Origin of the sequence: Martinezella rhizogenes (assembly GCF_000799715.1) — a bacterium.
GTDB classification, from domain to species: domain Bacteria; phylum Pseudomonadota; class Alphaproteobacteria; order Rhizobiales; family Rhizobiaceae; genus Rhizobium; species Rhizobium rhizogenes_C.
The window spans coordinates 17,870-38,670 of record NZ_JUHG01000005.1 but is presented as its reverse complement, the minus strand read 5'-3'; the positions used below and the strand labels follow the sequence as shown (position 1 = coordinate 38,670).

Below are 20,801 nucleotides of genomic sequence, written 5' to 3'. Positions count from 1 at the left end.
GGATTTGACAAATGGCTGCACGACCTCCGCCTGAAAACCCTTATCTTGCCGCACGGCAGGAATGGAACGAGCGTTACGGTTCGTATGTGAAGGCGGCCGCCGCGTGGCGGATCGTCGGAATTGCCGGCCTCAGCATGGCCGTCATCGGCTTTTCCTACGCGCTATACCAGAGTTCGCAGGTGAAACTGGTCCCCTATATCGTCGAGGTCGACAAACTCGGCACGTCGGTCAGTGCCGGCTTCCCCCAGCAGATTGAATATGCCGATCCGCGCGTCGTGCGCGCGACGCTCGGGAGCTTTGTAACAAGCTTTCGGTCCGTCAGCCCGGATGCCGTCGTGCAGAAGCAGTATATCGATCGGACCTATGCACTGCTTAGAACCTCGGATCCATCGACTGAGAAGATCAACGCCTGGTTCCGCGGCAATTCCCCATTCGACAAGGCGAAGCAGGCAACTATCGCGATCGAGGTCAACAACATCGTCGCTCTGTCCAACCAATCCTATCAGATCGACTGGACCGAGTTCGAGCGCGACCGCAAGGGCAAGGAAACCGGCCTACGGCGTTTCCGGGGGATTGCGACCGTCACTTTGACCGCCCCCCAGGATGAGGGCGTCATCCGCCTCAACCCGATCGGTCTCTACCTTCGCGACTTCGACTGGACGGCACAGCTTTGAGGGGACTGAAGCACAATATGAAGAACACAATCAAACTTGCCCGGCCGATTCGCCTTGTCCTATGCGCCATATTGGCTGTCACCACAGCGTTCCCGAACCGAAACGCAACCGCGCAAAGCATGACCACCAACGAAGCCAAAGGCACGGGCCTTTCCGGCAAATGGCGCGGCGGCACCGGCCTCGTCACAAAGGGGACGGACGGAAAGGTGATCTTCCTGTTTGGAGAGATCCAGCCATCGGTCGTCTGCTCGCCCTTGCAGGTCTGCGACATCGAGCTGCAAGGCGGCGAGGTGGTGCGTGACGTTCTTGTGGGCGACACGGTTCGTTGGAAAGTCGAGCCGGCGACCTCTGGGGCCGCGGGCGGCCAAGCAATCCATCTGATCGTCAAGCCGTCCGAACCCAGCCTCGTCACATCGATGGTGGTGACCACGTCGCGACGAACCTATCATATCCAGCTGAAATCGCATCCGAGCCAATACATGGCACGGGTCGGATTCGAGTATCCGGAAGACGTCTCCGCAAAGCTTGCCGACATCAACGCCCGTCTGGAAGCGAGTACAATCCCAGGTGCGGGCGTTCCAGCCGAAAGATTGAACTTTTCCTATTCGGTGAGCGGGCAGGCGTCATGGCGGCCGACGCGCGTCTACTCCGACGGACAGAAGACCTACATCCAGTTTCCGCGAACGATTTCGGGCCAAGACGCGCCGGTACTCTTCGTCGTCTCGGGTGGCCAGAACCGCATCGTCAACTACCGCATGAAGAACAACATGATGGTGGTCGATTACAACATTGATCGCGGCGTTCTCGTTTCCGGCGTCGGCTGGCGACAAGAGAAGATCGCCATTCGTAGGGGAGGTTGATGATGCGCCTGCTCATCATTGCCCTAATTGGGGCTTTGGCCGGTTGCCAGACGGGCACCGACGCCCTGCCCACCAGCACCGCCCCGCCGGAGATTTCAGCGGCTGCATCCAGCGCCATCGCCGGTGACATGGTCAGCCGGTTTGCTGAGCATGTGGGGCAGCGAACGGGCACAATCATTCTCAAGACAGATGTCTCGCCCTTCGCGCAAGCGCTTGCAGCGGCCCTCAAGGGCTGGGGATATGCCGTCGCCACAGACCAAAAGATCGATGAAAAAGGGCCATCGATCCAACTTGCCTACGTGGTCGATAGCTTCGAAGGACAAACACTCGCACGTCTTTCAACCGATAAGCTGGAACTCGCCCGGGCTTACAGCACGACTGCCGCCGGCGCCGCGCCTACCAGTCCGCTCTCCGTCATGCAGCGCGACTAGGGGAGGGGAAACATGGTGCAATCCTTGCAACTTGGCGGAGCACCTTCGCCGGACGAACAACAACGGGGCATCCGGCGGCTCAATCGCCTGCCGATCATCATCGTGATTATCCTCACGACCCTGTTCTTCGCGGTGATCATCTACGGGCTTTCCTCGCGCGGTTTGTACTTTCGGGGAGATCAGGGGATCGATGCCGCATCGGACTCTTCGGCGTCCAGCTATGCCGAGCAGCTGAAACGAGGGATCTCCGACGGCATCATCGGCGAGCCTGCCCAAGCCCAGGCGTTTCAGCCAACTCCCGTCGTTCAGGAAGAGGTCGCTCGATCCGACAAGCGTCCGGCGATCGACCGACCGGAAAGGGAGAACACGGCGAGCAGGCTCGAACCCGAGGAAGAATGGCTAGCGCGGCTCGAGCGCGAGGAAAGAGAACAGTATTTGCGCGAACAACAGCGTCAACGGATTGCGCGATTGCAGGCAAGAAGTGCGGCGCTCGATTCACCGCTGACGGTGGATGTGAGCATTACCAGTGCGAGCACCACGGGCGTCGACCCTTCCGCCAATAGGAGCGCACGGGAGACGTCTTCGAATAGTGCACCCGATCTTTATGCCGCAGCGCTGAGGGCAGGTCTCGGCGGGCAGAATGTCGATCCAAACGGACAGACGAAGAAGAGCGACTTCTTCAACCAGGATATCAAGGATCTCGGCTATCTTCCAAATAGTGTCGTCCCCCAGCTTTCACCCTATGAGCTGAAGCGCGGATCGGTCATCCCCGCCACCCTCATCACCGGCATCAACTCCGATCTTCCCGGACGCATCACAGCGCAGGTCAGCCAAAATGTGTTCGACAGCGCCACCGGTCACCGGCTTCTCGTCCCGCAGGGAACCAAACTGTTCGGTCGCTACGATTCTGACGTTTCCTTCGGCCAGTCACGTGTTCTGGTCATCTGGACCGACATCATTTTCCCGAACGGCTCAACGCTGCAAATTGGCGGGATGTCGGGGACGGACGCGGGTGGCCACAGCGGGTTCGCCGACAAGGTCGATCGTCACTATCTCAGAACCTTCGGATCTGCAGCGCTTCTCGCCATCATCGGGACTGGCATCGATATGTCGGCTCCGGAAAGTTCGACGCTCGCGACCCAGGACACCGCCTCGGATGCTGCCCGAAGGAATTTCGCGGAAACATTCGGCCGGGTCGTGGAACGAACCATCAACAAGAACCTCGACGTGCAGCCGACGCTACAGATCCGCCCAGGCTATCGGTTCAACGTCCTCGTCGACCAGGACATCGTCTTTCCAAATGCCTATCGAGAATAGCCTGCCCTTTGAGGGCCGTATCTCGGTCACGACAGCTCAAAGGACCGGGGACACGGTATGCCACGCGCCCGCAGTAAAACGGTGGATGGGTGTCGTCTGGTGCCGGCCACCACAAATCAGTAGGCAATACGCCCGTGGAAATGGCAGGATGATTCATGACAAAAGATAAGAAACCCAGCCGTTCGGCGCCCAGGGACAAGGTCGTGACCAGCCCCATCGGCGGCAGGAAAGCCGCAAAATTTGCGCTGGTCGAAGGCCTTACCATGAACGCCGATTCCAAGTCATTGGCACGAAAGCTTACCGCAAGCGGCCTGAAGGGCGATGCCTATCGCAGCGAGATTATCAAGGCCTTCAAGAAGGGCTGACGGGTGGTCGGCTACAATGCCGTCGAGGACCGGCTGTGCTATCCGGGCACCCATGTTCTGCGCAACAAGGCGGATATTGAAGACCAGGACGTGCTGGATGAGTTCGAACAGCTTATGTTCGACTCCAGGGCAGCGGCGGCGCTTCGTTGCACAATGTACTTCTGACGCCAAACTTCTGATTTCAGCGTGGACAAGTGCCAGCGCTCATCTTCAGAAGATCGGCAAGAAGCGAGCGGATCTGCTCCCATGGAAAATCGCTGTTGTTGAGGCCCGGCTCCCCATGAGCGAGAATGGCATGCAACTTGGCGGCCGCTCCATCGACGGACGTGGACGGTGTCTCCCAAAGCGTTTCCGCCAATCCGATTGCAGTATTCGCGGCCGCTTCTTCCGCCATCCTGGCACGGCTATATCCTAGGCGCCGGTCGGCGGCATTCCACTTCTCGACTTGAGAGGACAGTTCGGCTTTGGCGCTTGCTCGATCCTCCGCGAATGCCGTTCCGTTCAGCCAGCGGTCAATCTCTTCATCGGTGGTCGCAACGATCGGCCCGTTCTGGCCTGGAACCGGCAATTTCACGCGTGGGAAGCCAACGGAGCGGAACAATCTCGTTTCGAGGCGCTGTTGCAACCTGCAGAGCCTCACGAACTCTTGATGAGCGGTCAACCATTCACGCCATATCGCCAGAGCCGGGTCAATATTGTCGTCGTTGCGATCCGAACTTTGGTCCGCTGCACTGGCCCCTGATGAAACGGCCTTCGCTTGCAGAAATTCTGCTGCCACCGAATGAAGGTTTTCACGGGTGATTGATGATACAGTTCTGCTAATCTCAGAATCAGCCATGATCCGAGCTCCAACCAGCTTGATTGTGGTCAGGCCGAGTAGGGCGTTCCAGCGCCCTGCTTGGCCGTCTGCGACAACGCAGATTGGAGCATAGTAATACGAAAGTACGGCGGATCAACACAATTCGCCTACAATAGGCGATTTTTGGATGCTACCAGTTCAGTGCCGAATGGCGCGCACAGCCCTTGGATTAAAAATAGCAGAACTCGCACACCTGGCAAAAGTGTCTACCAACACCGTTGTTCGCTTTGAAAGTGGCGCAGAACTAAAGCAATCCACGGTAGACCACCTACGTGCCGTCCTCGAAGAAGCCGGGATAGAATTCATCCCAGCGAATGGCGGCGGTGTCGGCGTCCGTTTCAAAAAACCGACTTAGGGCAGGGGGATTATAGCAAGACATGTTTGGCGCGCGCACTCGACACTGTGTGTTCGGTCAGATTCCTGCTTCCTTGCGGTTCGCATCGCCTAGAGCAAAGAAGTGCGTGTTCCACATTTTCGGCCTCTTGAAACGACGGCGAACTAAGTCGTTGACATCACGAAAATCGGAACATACAGAGAACATAAGCAATCAGACCTTGCGTAACCCAATGTCTGCGCAATGTTGTGGATAGATGTGAGTGTGTCTTCCGCGCAGTAGCTATCATTAGGTCGGCGCGCTTTGATGTTCGCACACGTCGGTGCTCAGGATTGCGAGCCTGAGCTTAAAACGTTGGTCCTGAGAGCCGGATCAGGAGGATTCTATGACCGCACTTATGATTTCTCGACATGACGACGGGCCTGCGGTCGCTCCGATTTTTCCGGGTCGCGAAATGGGGGCTTATGAGGCGTTGTGGCTGGAAGATCGAGCCACGTTTAAAACCATTGCCGATCGCTTTCGCTCTGACCCAACGGCTCTCCCTTCCGATTTTGTTCGCCCGGATCTGGCCCGCGATGCCGCGAGCAAGGTCTTAGCGCACTTCGAAAAGGCCGGGATCAAGAGATTTGGCGTCAGGGTAAATCACGCTGGCGATTATCCGCAAAAACTGCGGGATGCAAAATATCCTGTGGAGGTGCTCTACTACCAGGGAGCATGGGAACTGGTTGAGACCCGGAGTGTTGCGATCGTCGGCAGTCGAAAAGCATCACCAGAAGGGATCGCAATCGCAAAGCGGCTGTCGGCATTGATGGTCAGCAAAGGGATCACGGTTGTTTCTGGCCTTGCCGAGGGGATAGACACTGCAGCGCACACCGCAGCGATCGAGGCCGGCGGACAAACGATTGCGGTCATCGGCACACCATTGGGCGTCTACTATCCGAAGGCCAACATCGATCTGCAGAACCAAATTGCGAAGGACTATCTGCTCATATCTCAGGTCCCGGTCCTGAGATATGCTCGCCAGGCAGTTCCCCAAAACCGGTTATTCTTCCCAGAACGAAATGTGACAATGAGCGCGCTGACGGAGGCGACCGTCATTGTCGAAGCTAGTGATACGTCCGGCACCTTGATACAGGCCAGGGCAGCTCTTCATCAAGGGCGCAAACTGTTCATTCTGGAATCCTGTTTCCGGAGATCCGACATTACCTGGCCGGCTCGGTTTGAGCAGCTTGGCGCGATCAGGATCAAGACTCCTGCCGACATATGGAGCGCGCTTGAGCAGTAAGCTTACTCGCCTTGACGCGACACTGATCGATCAGCACACCAAACTCACGTTTGACGACGAGGTCTACTTTTGGAGGGAATATACCTCGGGTCGGAACTATACGTTCGGGCCTGGGAATGATCTGATTTCCAATTTGAAGAAGAAGCCCAGTCAAGCCAGTGCGGGCGAGCTGTATCACAAAGACCGGGTCATAAACGAGAGTTCAAATTTCTTTCGCGGCGCGATCAATCCAAATTGGCTTGCGGATGCGACGCTTGTGCCTATCCCTGGTTCAAAAGCAGCGAACCATCCCGACTACGATAACCGGATGACAAGAATCATTCAGGGCATCCGGCCCGCCCCACCCCTCGACATTCGAGAACTGATAGTACTCGGGCAGTCAATGAACGCTGCCCACGAGGCGGTTCCGGGCGAACGGCCATCAGTAGAAGACTTGCTGGAAGCTTACAGTCTCAATGAGGGCCTTCTAAATCCGGCACCGAGACAAATAGGGCTGTTTGACGACGTCCTCACGGCGGGGGTGCACTATCGGGCCTGTCTCATTCTGCTTCGGCGAAAGTTTCCCGACATCCCGATCGTTGGATTTTTTATCGCTCGGCGCGTCTTTCCGCCGGCGAATAATATCGGCCCGGATAGTTCCCAATAGTACTCCCGGCTGGGTCCACCACCTACCTGCCGACCAGCCCAGCGAATTCATCGCCAGTAATCTCATCGACGCGGTCTGGAAACACCGGACTTGTGCGGTCCTTCAGGTCGAGGTCAAAAACATCTCCGAGCGTGGCACGTCGATGGTCAGAAAGAGAACCTGGTAAAGCTTCAGGAACCCCTTTTCGAGGATCGTCGGGCGGGCGAGCCGGGATCAGATCGGCATGCTAGAAATTCCGCGGGCTGACAAGCGTTTTACCCAAGCAGAAATTTTGCATCGAAGCCGGCGTTATCGGCTTTCTCCATGAATCTGAGGATATTCAGGAGAAAAAGACCAGCTTACAAAAGTGGAGCCGCCTCAGCAGGCTTCCAATTTCTCGCCGCTGGGGTGAATGACTACTTCCGTGCTTTGTCAGCACTCGTGGTCGACATTTCGTTGTCCGGCTCCTTGCGCGCAGCATGCAGGAGCGGGCGCGCTTCCAATTCGGCGAAAGGATGAAAAGGTTTGAATGAGTGGTTCCACAAGATGGTCGATGCCTCGGTCGTTGCCACGAGCAGCCAGGATCTGAAAACCCAACTTGTACGGCTTACGAGAGAAAGCGGTTTCAGCAGCTTCAGCTACCTCAACCTGAAATCCCCACCTGTCTTGATATCGAATGCTCAGAGCGGATGGCAGAAGAGATATATCGAAAAAGCCTATTCTCTTATCGATCCGATTCTTGAAACGGCCAAACGCAAGAGGCAGGCCTTTATCTGGTCTGCCAGCAGCGTACCCAGAACGGCTGCCCCAGAGCATCGAAGGTTCTATGCGGAAGCGGCCGAATTCGAGATCAGGGCCGGGATATCCATCCCGGTCAGAGTAGGATTTGGACGCCTGGCGATGATAACGCTTGCGGCCGATTCCGACGCTGCAACGCTTGACCGCCAGATCGATCCGATCCTCGCCGCCAATGCCGCCACACTCATTCACGCCAGATTTCATCGTGTCGAATCCGCCCCGATTTTCACGCCGGTTAACAGCAAATTCAAACCGCAGGAGATCATGTGCCTGAAGTGGGCAGCGGAGGGAAAGACGATGCGCGAGATCAGCAAGATCGAGGGCATGAAATACAGCACGGTCCGCTTTCATCTCGCTGAAGCCAAATCCAAGCTGAATGTCTTCTCTCTGCGCAAAGCGATCACCCTTGCCATGACGCTCAAGCTGATTTGAGCAAGTGTTGCGGTCGTCACTCCGCGTCCGGGACAAACCCCAGAACGCTAACGAGTGAGGACACCACCGTTTGCTGGGCGTGCAATCCGATCATGGCCCCTACATAGTCCAAGTGGGCCAACTCCCGCTCCGGGCAATTCTCGGCCCTCGCTGTCTGATCCTGCCAAACGGAGTATTTTTCCTCGGCCACGGCCCGCAAATGCCGGTGAAGCGCGATCGCTTGCCGGGCGAGATGTTCCTTATGGCTTGCCGATAGCGTCTCAACCAAACCCACAATCGGCTCCAGGCTCCGGCTGTTGCCATATTCCGACATGTCGATTACTCCCCCAATTCAAGTGACCTTGGCCCTCCTGAACATCGCAAGGACGACGCGCCTGGCTAAAACTCTAAAAAGCGCCGGATCACCTATTACGCATATACAATGGTTGAACGATACCCCGCGATCAAGGCGAATAGTCCGCATCATCACACGAATAGACGTGAACAGCCTCTGGCACCCAACTCTTTTGGGAGCGAGCAAGGGCGTCTACTGATGGGCCTGAAGGTTGACCGCGTCCGTTAGATCGTCCTAAGCGGCGGAACCGTCCGCTCAAATAGCATAAGGCACCAGCCGCATTGGATGACATTGGCGACGGAATGTCGTATCTTCACTGGCATGAACGACGACCTGCACATCTCCCCATCTTCAACTCATCGCAGCCGTTCGGCTGTCGATGCGCTTGTGCTTGGGACGGTGAACGCTCCCTACAAGCGGTCAATTTCTGCAGAAGAGCTTGCGCAGGTGCTTGCATCGGGCAACCTGCGGAATTGGTTGGTCCATGTCGCGACTTATTTCACGGATGTTAGACCGACACTTGTTATCGAGTTCGCCGATGCGCACGGTATCCGGTATCAAACGCTTGAAGATGTCTACTTCAATGTGAAGCGGACAACGGGTGAACGCAATCTCGATCTGGAGGCCGCGCTTGTCGCACCGGCACACGCTGCTTGATCGAGCGATAAGCTTTTCCTTCGCCGAACTCCAAAAATTAGCGTCTGGGTGCGCGGGACAAACCTAGCACCCGGGTGTCGCTGTCGTGGTCACCTGCGGACGATCGACACGCGCCATGGCCCTGGAGGTCGGATTAGTTGCCGAGCTTGAGCGCTTCGGTGTCCAATTCGTCACTGACAGATGCTGGCGCATGATCACCGATCCCGTAATCCCCTCGACTGCGAGAACGGTAACGACGAACTCTGGCAAATACGCGCCGCGCATTATGGTCCAGGCCTCACGAAGCGGCGCTTTTATCTCGGCAGTTTGGCCGCTTGCATAACTGCTGCGTGCGAGGGCAGATGTGGCAAGGAAAAGCCTCGTTGGATGCGACGCCCGGAGAGGGCCTCAGCATCGCCACCCAGAGGACTGGCATTCCTGTAATCTTCGTGCTACATATTTCCATAATACGTAGCGCAAAGATGACAAAATGCCCACTCCACACCACCCTCCCGCCGCCGTCCGCCGCGCCCTGCGCAAGCTTGGCGCCGACATCCATGACGCACGGCGGCGGCGGCGGCTACCGATGGCGGTTGTGGCGGAGCGCGCCTTTACCTCGCGCTCGACCCTGCAAAAAATAGAAGCCGGCGACACAAATGTCAGCATCGGCATCTACGCCGCCGTGCTTCAGGCGCTCGGCCTGCTTGAGGGCCTGAGCCAGGTCGCCGATATCGGCAATGACAGCGTCGGCCAGGCATTGGCAAGTGCCGACTTGCCTAAACACATCCACCTCAAACGAGCGGCGGGATCGTCCAACGATGGCTGATTTCGAAGTTCATATCGAGCTGGATGGCCGCACGCGGCCAGTGGGGCTAGCGAGAAGCAACCGGGTCCGAGGCGCAGAAACCGTGCTCTTCGAATATGCCGCCGGATGGTTCGCCGACCCCGAACGCTTCTCTCTTGAGCCAGCTCTGACACTGACCCGAGGTGCCTTCGCGCCTCCTTCGGGACAGGCCACTTTCGGCTCCGTCGGTGACTCCGCGCCCGACACCTGGGGTCGTCGCCTGATGCAACGCGCCGAACGGCGCCTTGCTGCGCGCGAGGGGCGCGCCGTTCGCACTCTTGCGGAGAGCGACTATCTGCTCGGCGTCGCCGACGAGACGCGTCTTGGCGCGCTACGATTCCGCTGGGTCGGCGATGAAGCATTCCAGGCGCCGATCCGCGCCGGTGTTCCCGCCCTGATCGAACTCGGCCGCCTGCTCCAGATTACCGAACGGATCCTCCGGGACGAAGAAACCGACGAGGATCTCCAGCTTATCTTTGCACCGGGATCGTCACTCGGCGGCGCACGGCCAAAGGCGTCGGTCATCGATCAGCACGGACACCTGTCAATCGCCAAGTTTCCGAAGGAGACCGACGACTATAGTATGGAGACCTGGGAGGAGATCGCGTTGAGGCTGGCCGAGCGCGCCGGCATCGCGACGCCGTACCATGAGCTGATTGAGGTTGCGGGCAAGGCGGTGTTGCTGTCGCGGCGTTTCGATCGTGCCGGTCCCGTTCGAATTCCTTTCCTCTCGGCCATGGCGATGATGGGAGCCAGGGACGGCGAGCGCGGCAGTTACCCGGAGATCGTTGACGCTCTGGTGCAGCATGGCGCCCAGGGGAAGACCGACGCCCACGCCCTCTATCGACGTGTCGTCTTCAACGTCCTGATCTCGAATGTCGACGACCACCTCCGCAACCACGGTTTCCTCTGGCTGGGAAAGACCGGATGGTCGCTCTCCCCTGCCTACGACCTCAACCCCGTGCCAACCGATCTCAAAGCGCGCGTGCTCACGACGAACATCGACCTGGACGAGGGCACCTGTTCGGTCGATCTGCTGGAGGCCGCGTCAGAGTTTTTCGGGCTCACGCTGCCCCAAGCACGCGCCATCATCAGGGAGGTCGCGACTGTCACAGCGACCTGGCGCGACACCGCCAAGGCGCTCGGCGCCCGGTCCGCCGAGATCAACCGTATGGCCAGCGCGTTCGAGCATGACGATCTAAAGCGGGCGCTGAGGCTGTCCTGAAGGCCTTTCCCAATAGCTTCGATCCCGTAAGCCCGGCGCGGGTGCTGCATATGGCGGGTGGTTCATACAGGATAGGTCGCTAACGCGACACGCACGGATCGTCCCAGCAGCGTTGATCCGCACGCAGCAACGAGACAGAGCGTGACGTCACAGCGCTGGAGACAACTTCGCCTGCGAATGCCTATTTTCCTGCTGATTTCTAAAGAGAATTCAGGAGTTACACAGCTTTCAAAGCGCGCCATGCTACGGCTGAACCCGCATCCGATGGAGTAGCTGATGCCGCAACACCAGAAGATCTTTGACAGCGTGCCGGAAGGGATGATGATCGGCCAGGCAAGTGCGATTGCCCACCACGGCGAACTTCTTCAAGGCGTTTTCAGGATTGGAGGAGGGGGGCTGCGCCGCGGCCTGATCACCCTTCCCTACTCTGATCTGAAATCACGGGCGACATTCTGGCCGTCTCACTCTTCAAGGATCACGGTCAGACCTTCAGCGTTGAAGAAGGCCGCGCGCGCAGCAGCACTTACGCTCGATCATCTTGAGCTTGCGGGCGTCGGAGGAGAGTTGACGATCGAAAGTACTATTCCGGTCGGCCATGGTTACGGCTCATCGACCGCGGATGTCGTCGCCACGATTAAAGCGACTGCCCGTTCGGCCTCCCGTTGTCTGACGCGCGCAACCGTGTGCAAGCTTGCCGTCGAGGCCGAGGGAGCAAGCGATGCAATCGCCTACGGATCTCAACCGGTTCTGTTTGCCCATCGGGAGGGAACGATCGTCGAATTCATGCCCGGCGACTTTCCGCGGATGATCGTTGTCGGAGGGCAATCGCGAAGTGGACCGATCAACACGGATGATCTTCCACCTGCGCGCTACTCAAATCGGGAAATTGAAGAATTCTCCGTCCTTCGAGCGCTCGCTGTTGCCGCTATTCGCCACAACGATGCGAGAAAGCTTTGTCATGTGGCGCGGATGAGCGCGGAAATGAGCCAACGTCACCTTCCCAAGCCCGATTACGAGAAGATCAGGGCTATTGCCGAACGGTTCGATGCGGACGGAATTCAGGTTGCGCATAGCGGCAGTCTTGTCGGAATTCTCTTCGATGCATCCCGCACGGACGTCCGCGTCAAATCCGCCTCTGCGGCTGCGGCATTGACCGGCCTTGGCCTCGAAGGGACACAGTGCTTTCATGTCAATGCCGGAGGTCCGGTCGTGTGATGGCCAGTCGCGCAACACGTTCCATGCTGCTGTCTTGCGAGGCACCGAGGATGGTGTCACTTCAGAGCAATCTGCACGCCGCCTGTTTTTCTCTGATGAAACTCATCCCGGCACGCTACATGCTGGACCGCGCGGAAGACGACGGATTGCTGACGCCCGGCGGAACGATCGTCGAGACGACATCGGGAACATTCGGGCTGGCTCTGGCGATGCTGGCGGCCATTCGCGAATATAGGCTACGGCTCGTTACGGCATCGAGCCTGATCGACGATACCTTCAAACGACGTTTGGAATTCCTCGGCGCCGATCTTACCGTTGTCCCTGACCCGGAGGGAACAGGCGGTCAGAAGGAGCGGCTGACCAAACTTCAGGAAATCCTTTCGGCTGACCCAAAGGCATTTTGGCCCAATCAATACGACAATCCGGGCAACGCACTTTCATATGGCGGCGTTGCAGAAACGCTGGTGCGCACCTACGGCCGGATCGATTGCCTGGTCGGCTGCGTGGGATCCGGGGGTTCCTTGTCCGGCACGGGAAGTCTTTTGCGACTTGCATTTCCCAACGTCAAGATTGTTGCGGTCGATACCCATGGAAGCGCGCTGTTCGGCCAGAAGGTCGGGCGTCGGCTTCTACGTGGACTCGGCAACAGCATTCTGCCCGCCAATCTGGATCACAATCTCATCGACGAGGTTCATTGGGTCGGCGCAGCGCATGCCTGGACGTCGACGCGCTCGCTCTATCGGCGCTACGGACTCTATATGGGGCCAACAAGCGGCGCGGCGGTCTTGGTGGCACAATGGGCAGCAGCTCAGGACCGCAGCCTAAACACAGTTGTTATCCTGCCAGACGAAGGACATCGCTATGTCGATACCGTCTATGGAAATGAAAGCGCTATCGCCTTCGGCTTGCCGGCGGCGATCGCCGGCAAGCCGAAGACAATTGATGTTGTCAGGTCGGGATCTGAAGCCGAATGGTTGAGAATGGCCTGGCAGAGGCGATCCTTGACAGACCCGTCATTGCTGCACTGATTGGGCGGCGGCTCTTCTTCCTATGCCACGCGCAACGCTTGCGAATATCGGAAACAGCACCGCGGCGGCGGCCATGATCAGAAAGCCAAGACTGATCGGACTTCGCAGAAATGCTGTGTAATCTCCCGTCGCAATGATCAGGCTCTGTTCCACATTCTGCTCCAGCAACGAGCCCAGCAGAAACGCAAGTAGCAATGGCGCAAGGTCGAAGCCGGCCTTGCGAAGTGCATATGCGCCGAAACCGGAGGCAATCATCACGCCGACATCGAACATGCTGTTGTTGATGCTGAAGGCGCCAATCGTGCAAAACAGCATGATGCACGGCGTCATATAGGCTTGCGGCACGCGTAGCAGCATCACGAAGAACCGAACCAGCGGGATATTGAGGATGAGTAGCATCGCATTGCCGATCAGCATGCTTGCGATGACACCCCAGAACAGATCCGGGTGCTGGACGATGAGCTCCGGACCGGGGGTCACGCCCTGCATGAGGAGCGCACCCATGATCACCCCGATCACCGCGTTCGGAGGAATGCCAAGGCATAGGAGAGGCACAAAACTCGCCTGGGCAGCGGCATTGTTGGCGCTTTCCGGACCGGCGACACCCTCGATGGCGCCGCGGCCAAAGCGTTCCGGATTGCGTGCCAGCTTCTTTTCCATCACATAGCTTGCAAAACTCGAGATGAGCGCGCCTCCACCTGGCAGCAGGCCCAGGAGGAAACCGAGTGTCGTGCCGCGGGCGATCGGCCAGCCAGACGCTTTCCAATCTGCGCGGCCAGGCAGCAGATCCCGCAAGCCGTATGATGGGATAGGTGTCGCATCCGCCGGCTCTTTGCGTTCGGCGGCAGACAGAACCTCGCTGACGCCGAACAATCCCATGGCAAGGACGGCGATGTCGATGCCATCCCGCATGTTGACGCTGCCGAAGGTAAATCGCTCTTCGCCGGACATGAGGTCGACGCCGACGGTCGAAAGCAGCAATCCAAGTCCGACCATTGCCCACGCCCTGACCCTGGAGCCGCTGCCGACACTTGCCGCAAGGGTCAGGCCGAAGAGGACCAGACCGGTCTTTTCGATCGGTCCGAAGGCGAGCGCCTTGTCCGCGAAAGACGGCCCGAGGAAGACGATGCCGAAAGTTGCCACCAGTCCCGCAATAAAGCTGCCAAAGGCGGAAATACCCAAGGCGACGCCGGCGCGGCCCTGTTTCGTCATTGCGTAGCCGTCAAGCGAGGTAACCGCACTCGCAGCCTCGCCCGGAACCCTGATGAGGATCGAGGTTATTGATCCACCATACATGGCGCCGTAATAGATAGCCGCGAGCAGGATGATTGCGCTTGTCTGGTTCAAACTGACGGAAATAGGCAAAAGCAGGCTGACGGTCGCTGTCGGCCCCAACCCGGGCAGAACGCCCACCGCGGTGCCAACGACGACGCCAATCAAGGCAATGCAAAGATTCCATGGTTCGATTGCAACCGCAAATCCATAAAACAGGTTTGTCAAAGCATCCATTGTCATCAACCCCACAGGCCTGTTGGCAGCGGTACGCCAAGGAATTGTTCGAATAGTCCGACGGTGACGACCGCAACGCCCAGCGCGACGGAAGTCGCCCGCTTCCACGAGACGTCTTCAATACCTTTAAGGACCACAAAGAGAAAAAATGCAGCGGCAATTGCCGTGCCGACGATCTCGATCGCCATCAAGAAACCGATAATGACGGCGCAATATTTCACCATCCGCAAGTGCTGAACTGGCGGCGCACCTTCCTCTTCGCTAGCGCTTCGGACTAGGACACCGGTCACCGTCATTGCAAACAGAAGAATGGAGGAAAGGAGCGGGAACAGACCCGGTTTGGGTGTACCGGCGCTCCAGACTCCCATCTGTAATGCCATGAGCACGGCCGCAATGGCGATGATTGCGAGGAAAAGCGCCCCAAGGCGCGACGCGGTCATGGCCGCAACCCCAGAAGGTCGACCTGCTCGCCGATGATACGGTAGTTTTCAGTGACGGTGGCGGTGAACTGCTCGTGCCCCCGGAAACCACGCTGCCCTCCGAGCGATGTCAGGAATGTCTGATAGAGTGGGCTCTCGGTCATCGCCCTAAGCTCATCCTCCCACCAGGAAACCACGGCTTTTGGAAGATCCGCCGGTCCAAACAGGCCATATCCGCTTGAAAGTGCGAGCGGATAACCGAGCTGCTTGAAGGTCGGCACATCAGGATAGTTGGCAATTGGCTCGGATCCGGTTTCAACCAGCAGCCGGATCTTTCCCGATTGCAGATGCGAGGCGTAGTCAGAGGCAACGACAGCATCGATATGACCACCAAGCAGGGCCGTGATAGCATCCGCTCCTCCCGAAAACGGCACGAAGGCTGCCTGGACGTCCTCCTGGCGGAACGCGGCTTGCGTCGATATATGCGCAAGCCCGCGCGGGGCAGCCGTTGCCCATCGCAATTTGCCGGGATTGGCCCTCGCAAAGGTGATGAGCTCCGTCCAGCTCTTGTGAGGGCTTTGGCTCGTGACGAACATCGGGATCGAAATATTCACGAAGGTCGCGATATAGGTAAAATCCCTCAGCGGATCGTAGGGCAGCTTTTGAAGATGCGGCGCTACGACCAACGGGCTTGCCGAAAACAGTGACAACGTCGTTCCATCCGGCACCGCGCGGCGGATCTGGTCGGTGGCAATGGTTCCGCCGGCGCCCGGCCGGAATTCGACACCGACCGGAAAGCCCTCGGATTGCTTGGCATATTCGGCGGCAACGCGGCCTGCCAGATCGCCGGCCCCTCCGGCTGAGAAACCTACGACGATCGTTGCGTTGTGGGTCGGCGGCGGACCTTGATTTGCCCATAGCGGTTTCGCACATCCGGCCATAGCGATAGCGGATGAAATCAGGAATGAGCGCCTGTTCATGGAGTTCCCCTTTTTGTTTTGAACAATCTGGTCGGGGCCGGGCCCTATTCTTTGCCCGGCGGAGTTCCCGCGCCTAGGCTCAACCAAGCCTCTGCGGGAGAATTGAAAGATACGGGTGGCTGGCCATTCCCGTGCGAGATGTCCGTGTCCTTGAGACCAGAGGCCGTGACGACCGCGACAACTTTGTCTTGCGGCGACAGGACGCCCGAGTGTCGCAACTGGGAAATCGCCATCAGCGGCGTCACGGATGAAAGCTCCGCATAGATCCCTTCCGACCGCGCAAGCCGTGTTTGAAGATCGACAAGACCATCATTGTCGACGGGACACGCAATGCCACCGGATTCCCTCAGCGCGGTCAGGGCCTGAAAGCTGCTTTGGGGGGCGCCTATCGAAGAGGCCAGAGTGCTGAAGGAGCGCACGACATCGGGAACACGATCCCCATCACCTTGGAGAGCCGTCGACAGCGAACCATAGATTTCGGCAGCAGCAAGCCGCGGCAGGCGCTTTATCACCCCAAGCTCACGCAGCTCCTTAAAACCAAGCCAAATTCCACTCAGGGCATCGCCATAGCAAACCGGCAGGACACACCAGTCGGGCACGTCGTTGTCCATCTGTTCGACGATCTCATAGGCAATCGTCTTATAGCCTTCGATCCCAATCGGGTGGCTACCGACAACCGGAGCCCGGAATGGCGACATGACCGCCCATCCATGGCGGGCTGCTCCCTGTGATAGAAATGTCCAGCGATCCGATTTCTGCGAAAAAGCAACGATCTCGGCGCCATATTTCTCGATCTGCGCCACCATCGGCCCCGCCGCTCCTGCGAAGGTCGCAACGACGCAACGCAACCCCGCTTTTGCCGCGTAGGCAGCAAGCGACGCACCAGCATTGCCCGACGAGGCCGTGGCGACGATCCGGGCACCGCTCAAGCGCGCATAGGAAACGGCAAGGGTAGAAAACCGGTCCTTGTGTGACCAGGTTGGATTCCTACTCTCGTCCTTGATGAACAGATCCTCGATGCCGAGTTGTGCGCCAATCACTGTCGCCCGCCTTAGCGGCGTCAAGCCCTCGCCAAGCGAGATAGACATTTCGGCCGCGACGGGAAGCATCCCGGCATAGCGCCATAGTGACGGCACATTGGCTGCAACATCCGCAATGCCGGCGTTTTCGACCTCCCATTCACGGTCGAATTGAGCGCGGAAATTCGCCGGTGCTTGCCGACGGCAAACGGTGCAGCCCCGAGAATCGATCTCGAGCGTACCCATACGGATGCATTCGCATCGCAGACAACGATATTGAAGGTTCGTTGCGACACTCACGGCTCGATGGTCCTCATCTGGCCGGCGTCGGTGAGCCGCTCGAGGCCGGCCGCGCGAACCACGAACATATCTTCGACCTGAAGTCCCCAGCGACCAATCTCGTAGTAGGGCGTCTCGATGCAGAGCACCATTCCCTCCTCGATAATGTCGGTGCTCGCAGCCGACAGGATAGGGAGGTCATACCCGTCCATCCCGATCCCGTGACCGACATGATTGCGCTTGTAGTGAGGAAGGCCGGCAAGCCTGACCACGGACATGACATCCTGAAAAACCCGGGATGCCGGCATGCCTGGCTTTACGACGGAGGCGGCGTGCTCGACGCCGGCCAAGAGGGCCCGATACTGATCGCGCACGGCCTTATCTGGTTCTCCGCAGCTCGCGATGCGAGCAATATCAGCCCTATAGTGTTTGTAGCGGCCACCGACGTCGAAGCGAATGACGTCGCCGGCCCGAAGCTTTCGTTCGGACGGTTGGACATTCATCAGCGCTGACCGTTCGCCAAAGCCGATGCAACCAAGGACCGGTGTCGCATCGTCGAGCACGGTACTTGAGTGAAACATCCGTGCCATTTCGACTTCGCTTATGCCGGCGCGCGCGTGCTCGAGAGCAGAGTTAACGGCGTTTTCGGCTATTTCGGCCACGCGCCGCAAATTGGCGATTTCGTCGACAGTCTTGACCGCCCTGACAGACCTCAACATCTCAGCCGCGGGCACCCAGTCGATGTGGGGCAGTTGGGCGCGAATCTGATCGAGGTAGCCGGGAAGGAGGCCGCTCTCATCGACGCCAATACGAGATCGCGTCATACCGAGCGCCTCAATCTCGGCAATCAATGCATTGATCGGACTGACGTCATCCGTCAGTTGGTGCAGCTCGCGGTGGCGCGCGCTGACCGTATCGAGAGCAAGCGTGCCGGTTTCGACGGAAAATGCGCCATAACGCCTGATATTGGCCACGTGCACGACTTGATCGGCGACGAGATCCAAGGTCGCAGTGCTGGTAATGACCGTCGATTTCCCACGGGGCTCGGAGGCCGGCCATACCACATAGGTTTGCGGGCCTGGCCTGATCCATTGCGGGAGTGCCCAGAAGCCGCTGAGATAGGTCACGTTCTCGGCTGACGTTGCAACAACGGCGTCGAGATCGAGGGACATCATGTGCGCCTTCAGGCGCGGGCGGTTAAGCAACATTGCGTTTCTCCTTGGCACTTTCAGACGGTGTGGAGGAGACCCCCTGGCTTGTTTCGACGGACTTTGCCGCTGCGATGACCCACTGGCCGACCTCCGGAATGGACAATCGCGGCTTGGCGGCGCGAGCAAAGGCGACGCTGATCGCCGCCACTATTGTGCCGGTGGCATCACGGATAGGCGCACCGATCGAATAGACGCCAGGGAGGTTCTCGTTGAGCGAGGTGGTGTAGCCAAGATCACGCGAGTGGCTCAGCTGTTGCGCGAGTTTCTCCGGGTCGGTGATTGTTCTTGGCGTACGACTGACGAATGGCTCGCTAGCGTCGAGTGCTACGATCTGTTCGGGCGTCCAATCAAGCATCAAGGCTTTGCCGAGCGCCGTCGAATGTAGCAGCATCGGTTCTCCCGGTATCGCGCGGATCACCAGCGGGCCACTACTTTGGACAGTGGAGAGATAGACGGCCCGGTTGCCCCGCCTCATGCCCAAGAAAGCGTTCATGTCGCTTGCAGCGAGGCGCTGCAGTTCTACTTCAGCCAAAGCGACAAGCCGATCCTGCTGGAGCATCTTGCGGGCCAGATTGAGGATCCCGTGTCCGATCTGGTATCGCCGGGCCTGACCCGTCTGCTCGACAAGGCCCTTCTCGGCGAGCGTGTTGACGAGCCGTTGAACGCCCGACGAGCTGAGGGCAATCCGCCTTGCGATCTCGCGTACTCCGAGCGGTTCGTCAGCTTTGCTGAGAAGTTCAAGGATTGTGAGGCCACGCTCGAGTGACAAGCTACCTTCCATTTTATGGTGTCCCTAATCTGCGCACACTGTTCCAATAATCGGATTAACGCAGAAAATGAAGGTGTCTGTCAACACATAATGTCTACTATAGTGTGTCGTCCTATAGTGTGCATCCCGCGACGATGCCCACATGGACATCAACTCGGTCATCGGTGTGAACATACAGCGCATTCGGCGGAGCCTGTCGGTAACGCAAGAAGAACTGCATCACAGGACCGGATTGACCCGTGGATATCTGAGCAAGCTCGAAAAGGCGACGGGAACCCGACAATCATCTCGCTGCAGAAGATTGCCGATGCCCTCGACGTGACGATCGAGGATCTGGTTCGAAGACAAAAGTGAAACGATTCTCGGTATTTATCGTTGATCAATCGCGGATGACGTCGAGGCTGATCAATGATTTTGCGTCGGTCTGGAGCGCAGCAGCCAGGGCCTCCAGCGTATCGACAGTCGGGGAATTCTCTTCCCGCTCAAGCTTGCCTACATAGTTCTTGTTCAGCCCGGACAACTCGGCGAGCTCAATCTGGGATAGTCCCGATCGATATCGGAAGAGCCTGAGGTTTCGCGCAAATATTGCAGTTAGCCGCATTGCAACATCATCGTGCTGCGGTGCGGTGTAAGGCTACCTATTATAGTATGCAATCAACCGTTGCGACCTTGCGAAATTCGGTTTCTGCACAATTATTCAACTGGAATAAACGCCATAGCCGACCAGCTGTTATCTTGTTCCAATGATACCAACCAGGGGCAAATTGATTCACAACGGACATATCCATGAGCCATGCCCGACTTGACGACGATGAAGGTAGCGACCCAACGGGTCGGGTGAATAGCACTGTCGCGGGCGCAGGGATCCGAGCGCCGCGGACAGCGACGGAACTATCCGCCCTCCAGCTTAAACCCGACAAAGGTGCAAACGATATGGCAGAGGCGACCTCACATCGGATCCGGAATTCAGTGCGCCAGAAGCCGATCCTCACACGACGGGAAAAGCAGGTCCTGGAAAGTATAGCAAATGGAAACACGGCAACGAGAGCGTCAAAAATCCTGGGCGTCTCGGCGGCGACGGTACAAACGCATCTCCGCAACGCCCAGCTCAAGCTGCAGACGGCAAACAGCCTGCACACGGTCGTAGAAGCCATCCGACGAAGCGAGATCGTCGTATAGTCCGCAAGGCCAAGACGACAGCGCCATCCTCAAACCAACGGTCGCTGCCATCGGCCAAAAAGGTCATGTAGCCGGGGAGCGGTTCTTTTCGAGTGTCGATTGGGCAACGATGATGTGGGGTCAGCCGGCGGCGCAGTGCGCTCCCCGATCATGACTTTCATCCGATGACGGCAA

The 20,801-nt window shown here is 58.2% G+C and carries 24 protein-coding genes and 1 pseudogene; 16 read left to right on the top strand and 9 right to left on the bottom strand.

What is annotated here, in order from left to right:
• The first annotated feature begins 11 nt into the window (after positions 1-11).
• From EX00_RS03445 to EX00_RS30945, 6 genes are all read left to right on the top strand, one after another.
• Complete coding sequence (locus EX00_RS03445) at positions 12-674, top strand: conjugal transfer protein TrbF (RefSeq protein WP_034482591.1); 663 nt, start codon at positions 12-14, stop codon at positions 672-674.
• Positions 675-691: 17 nt separating this feature from the next.
• A complete protein-coding gene (gene trbG, locus EX00_RS03440) occupies positions 692-1,534 on the top strand; it encodes a P-type conjugative transfer protein TrbG (protein WP_052210666.1) in 843 nt (280 codons plus the stop codon).
• Positions 1,534-1,965 (top strand): conjugal transfer protein TrbH, encoded by a 432-nt coding sequence (gene trbH / locus EX00_RS03435; RefSeq protein WP_052210665.1) that lies wholly within the window; start codon positions 1,534-1,536, stop codon positions 1,963-1,965. Before trbG ends, trbH begins: the two co-directional genes overlap by 1 nt.
• A gap of 12 nt (positions 1,966-1,977) precedes the next feature.
• Positions 1,978-3,282 carry an IncP-type conjugal transfer protein TrbI gene (gene trbI, locus EX00_RS03430; protein WP_047454180.1) on the top strand — a complete coding sequence of 435 codons (1,305 nt, stop codon included), beginning with the start codon at positions 1,978-1,980 and terminating at the stop codon, positions 3,280-3,282.
• Between the two features lie 155 nt (positions 3,283-3,437).
• Entirely contained in the window at positions 3,438-3,647 is a 210-nt protein-coding gene (locus tag EX00_RS03425) for a hypothetical protein (RefSeq protein WP_047454178.1), read from the top strand.
• 3 nt (positions 3,648-3,650) lie between these two features.
• Complete coding sequence (locus tag EX00_RS30945) at positions 3,651-3,812, top strand: hypothetical protein (protein WP_234708965.1); 162 nt, start codon at positions 3,651-3,653, stop codon at positions 3,810-3,812.
• Between the two features lie 16 nt (positions 3,813-3,828).
• On the opposite strand, the gene EX00_RS31400 is transcribed toward EX00_RS30945, so the two are convergent.
• Positions 3,829-4,485 carry a hypothetical protein gene (locus EX00_RS31400; RefSeq protein ID WP_047454176.1) on the bottom strand — a complete coding sequence of 219 codons (657 nt, stop codon included), beginning with the start codon at positions 4,483-4,485 and terminating at the stop codon, positions 3,829-3,831.
• 740 nt (positions 4,486-5,225) lie between these two features.
• Between EX00_RS31400 and EX00_RS03415 the strand changes: the two genes are divergently transcribed.
• The 3 genes from EX00_RS03415 (at position 5,226) to EX00_RS03405 (ending at position 7,980) form a co-directional block, all read left to right on the top strand.
• Positions 5,226-6,125, top strand: a complete 900-nt coding sequence (locus EX00_RS03415) for a DNA-processing protein DprA (RefSeq protein ID WP_047454174.1) — start codon at positions 5,226-5,228, stop codon at positions 6,123-6,125.
• Positions 6,115-6,771 (top strand): hypothetical protein, encoded by a 657-nt coding sequence (locus EX00_RS30715; RefSeq protein WP_155294014.1) that lies wholly within the window; start codon positions 6,115-6,117, stop codon positions 6,769-6,771. Before EX00_RS03415 ends, EX00_RS30715 begins: the two co-directional genes overlap by 11 nt.
• A gap of 525 nt (positions 6,772-7,296) precedes the next feature.
• Positions 7,297-7,980 carry an autoinducer binding domain-containing protein gene (locus EX00_RS03405; RefSeq protein WP_047454169.1) on the top strand — a complete coding sequence of 228 codons (684 nt, stop codon included), beginning with the start codon at positions 7,297-7,299 and terminating at the stop codon, positions 7,978-7,980.
• 16 nt (positions 7,981-7,996) lie between these two features.
• On the opposite strand, the gene EX00_RS03400 is transcribed toward EX00_RS03405, so the two are convergent.
• Positions 7,997-8,293 (bottom strand): transcriptional repressor TraM, encoded by a 297-nt coding sequence (locus tag EX00_RS03400; RefSeq protein ID WP_047454167.1) that lies wholly within the window; start codon positions 8,291-8,293, stop codon positions 7,997-7,999.
• 306 nt (positions 8,294-8,599) lie between these two features.
• Here EX00_RS03400 and EX00_RS03395 point away from each other — a divergent pair, with 306 nt between their 5' ends.
• The 6 genes and pseudogenes from EX00_RS03395 (at position 8,600) to EX00_RS03375 (ending at position 13,262) form a co-directional block, all read left to right on the top strand.
• Positions 8,600-8,971, top strand: coding sequence for a hypothetical protein (locus tag EX00_RS03395; protein ID WP_141684407.1), 372 nt, complete (start codon positions 8,600-8,602; stop codon positions 8,969-8,971).
• 82 nt (positions 8,972-9,053) lie between these two features.
• Positions 9,054-9,293, top strand: a pseudogene (locus EX00_RS31905) (aconitase X); the annotation flags it as partial.
• A gap of 147 nt (positions 9,294-9,440) precedes the next feature.
• Positions 9,441-9,776 (top strand): helix-turn-helix domain-containing protein, encoded by a 336-nt coding sequence (locus EX00_RS03390; protein ID WP_034482584.1) that lies wholly within the window; start codon positions 9,441-9,443, stop codon positions 9,774-9,776.
• Positions 9,769-11,019, top strand: coding sequence for a type II toxin-antitoxin system HipA family toxin (locus tag EX00_RS03385; protein ID WP_047454160.1), 1,251 nt, complete (start codon positions 9,769-9,771; stop codon positions 11,017-11,019). Before EX00_RS03390 ends, EX00_RS03385 begins: the two co-directional genes overlap by 8 nt.
• Before the next feature lie 276 nt (positions 11,020-11,295).
• Positions 11,296-12,234, top strand: coding sequence for a GHMP family kinase ATP-binding protein (locus EX00_RS03380; protein WP_052210663.1), 939 nt, complete (start codon positions 11,296-11,298; stop codon positions 12,232-12,234).
• Positions 12,235-12,284: 50 nt separating this feature from the next.
• The gene (locus EX00_RS03375) at positions 12,285-13,262 is read left to right on the top strand and encodes a PLP-dependent cysteine synthase family protein (RefSeq protein WP_234708963.1); all 978 of its coding nucleotides are present in this window, start codon (positions 12,285-12,287) and stop codon (positions 13,260-13,262) included.
• Here the strand turns inward: EX00_RS03375 and EX00_RS03370 are convergent.
• The 7 genes from EX00_RS03370 to EX00_RS03340 all read right to left on the bottom strand — a co-directional run bounded on the left by EX00_RS03370 (position 13,248) and on the right by EX00_RS03340 (position 20,049).
• Positions 13,248-14,771 carry a tripartite tricarboxylate transporter permease gene (locus tag EX00_RS03370; RefSeq protein WP_047454158.1) on the bottom strand — a complete coding sequence of 508 codons (1,524 nt, stop codon included), beginning with the start codon at positions 14,769-14,771 and terminating at the stop codon, positions 13,248-13,250. The genes EX00_RS03375 and EX00_RS03370 overlap by 15 nt on opposite strands.
• A gap of 5 nt (positions 14,772-14,776) precedes the next feature.
• A complete protein-coding gene (locus EX00_RS03365; protein ID WP_052210661.1) occupies positions 14,777-15,211 on the bottom strand; it encodes a tripartite tricarboxylate transporter TctB family protein in 435 nt (144 codons plus the stop codon).
• Complete coding sequence (locus EX00_RS03360) at positions 15,208-16,170, bottom strand: Bug family tripartite tricarboxylate transporter substrate binding protein (RefSeq protein ID WP_047454154.1); 963 nt, start codon at positions 16,168-16,170, stop codon at positions 15,208-15,210. The genes EX00_RS03365 and EX00_RS03360 overlap by 4 nt, the downstream gene beginning before the upstream one ends.
• A 44-nt stretch (positions 16,171-16,214) precedes the next feature.
• Positions 16,215-17,435 (bottom strand): threonine synthase, encoded by a 1,221-nt coding sequence (locus tag EX00_RS03355; protein ID WP_052210660.1) that lies wholly within the window; start codon positions 17,433-17,435, stop codon positions 16,215-16,217.
• Between the two features lie 50 nt (positions 17,436-17,485).
• On the bottom strand, positions 17,486-18,676 hold the full coding sequence (locus EX00_RS03350; protein WP_047454153.1) for a M24 family metallopeptidase: 1,191 nt from the start codon (positions 18,674-18,676) through the stop codon (positions 17,486-17,488).
• Positions 18,666-19,448, bottom strand: a complete 783-nt coding sequence (locus EX00_RS03345; RefSeq protein WP_234708962.1) for an IclR family transcriptional regulator — start codon at positions 19,446-19,448, stop codon at positions 18,666-18,668. Before EX00_RS03345 ends, EX00_RS03350 begins: the two co-directional genes overlap by 11 nt.
• Before the next feature lie 379 nt (positions 19,449-19,827).
• A complete protein-coding gene (locus EX00_RS03340; protein ID WP_047454151.1) occupies positions 19,828-20,049 on the bottom strand; it encodes a helix-turn-helix domain-containing protein in 222 nt (73 codons plus the stop codon).
• A gap of 185 nt (positions 20,050-20,234) precedes the next feature.
• On the opposite strand from EX00_RS03340, the gene EX00_RS32205 reads away from it, so the two are divergent.
• Positions 20,235-20,627 carry a helix-turn-helix domain-containing protein gene (locus tag EX00_RS32205; RefSeq protein ID WP_309546357.1) on the top strand — a complete coding sequence of 131 codons (393 nt, stop codon included), beginning with the start codon at positions 20,235-20,237 and terminating at the stop codon, positions 20,625-20,627.
• The last annotated feature ends 174 nt before the right edge of the window (positions 20,628-20,801 follow it).

Coding starts and splice junctions, on each gene's coding strand:
- EX00_RS03445 (WP_034482591.1), top strand. CDS start 12: ATGGCTGCACGACCTCCGCCTGAAAACCCTTATCTTGCCGCACGGCAG.
- trbG (WP_052210666.1), top strand. CDS start 692: ATGAAGAACACAATCAAACTTGCCCGGCCGATTCGCCTTGTCCTATGC.
- trbH (WP_052210665.1), top strand. CDS start 1,534: ATGATGCGCCTGCTCATCATTGCCCTAATTGGGGCTTTGGCCGGTTGC.
- trbI (WP_047454180.1), top strand. CDS start 1,978: ATGGTGCAATCCTTGCAACTTGGCGGAGCACCTTCGCCGGACGAACAA.
- EX00_RS03425 (WP_047454178.1), top strand. CDS start 3,438: ATGACAAAAGATAAGAAACCCAGCCGTTCGGCGCCCAGGGACAAGGTC.
- EX00_RS31400 (WP_047454176.1), bottom strand. CDS start 4,485: ATGGCTGATTCTGAGATTAGCAGAACTGTATCATCAATCACCCGTGAA.
- EX00_RS03415 (WP_047454174.1), top strand. CDS start 5,226: ATGACCGCACTTATGATTTCTCGACATGACGACGGGCCTGCGGTCGCT.
- EX00_RS03405 (WP_047454169.1), top strand. CDS start 7,297: ATGGTCGATGCCTCGGTCGTTGCCACGAGCAGCCAGGATCTGAAAACC.
- EX00_RS03400 (WP_047454167.1), bottom strand. CDS start 8,293: ATGTCGGAATATGGCAACAGCCGGAGCCTGGAGCCGATTGTGGGTTTG.
- EX00_RS03395 (WP_141684407.1), top strand. CDS start 8,600: ATGACATTGGCGACGGAATGTCGTATCTTCACTGGCATGAACGACGAC.
- EX00_RS03390 (WP_034482584.1), top strand. CDS start 9,441: ATGCCCACTCCACACCACCCTCCCGCCGCCGTCCGCCGCGCCCTGCGC.
- EX00_RS03385 (WP_047454160.1), top strand. CDS start 9,769: ATGGCTGATTTCGAAGTTCATATCGAGCTGGATGGCCGCACGCGGCCA.
- EX00_RS03380 (WP_052210663.1), top strand. CDS start 11,296: ATGCCGCAACACCAGAAGATCTTTGACAGCGTGCCGGAAGGGATGATG.
- EX00_RS03375 (WP_234708963.1), top strand. CDS start 12,285: ATGGTGTCACTTCAGAGCAATCTGCACGCCGCCTGTTTTTCTCTGATG.
- EX00_RS03370 (WP_047454158.1), bottom strand. CDS start 14,771: ATGGATGCTTTGACAAACCTGTTTTATGGATTTGCGGTTGCAATCGAA.
- EX00_RS03365 (WP_052210661.1), bottom strand. CDS start 15,211: ATGACCGCGTCGCGCCTTGGGGCGCTTTTCCTCGCAATCATCGCCATT.
- EX00_RS03360 (WP_047454154.1), bottom strand. CDS start 16,170: ATGAACAGGCGCTCATTCCTGATTTCATCCGCTATCGCTATGGCCGGA.
- EX00_RS03355 (WP_052210660.1), bottom strand. CDS start 17,435: ATGGGTACGCTCGAGATCGATTCTCGGGGCTGCACCGTTTGCCGTCGG.
- EX00_RS03350 (WP_047454153.1), bottom strand. CDS start 18,676: ATGTTGCTTAACCGCCCGCGCCTGAAGGCGCACATGATGTCCCTCGAT.
- EX00_RS03340 (WP_047454151.1), bottom strand. CDS start 20,049: ATGCGGCTAACTGCAATATTTGCGCGAAACCTCAGGCTCTTCCGATAT.
- EX00_RS32205 (WP_309546357.1), top strand. CDS start 20,235: ATGAGCCATGCCCGACTTGACGACGATGAAGGTAGCGACCCAACGGGT.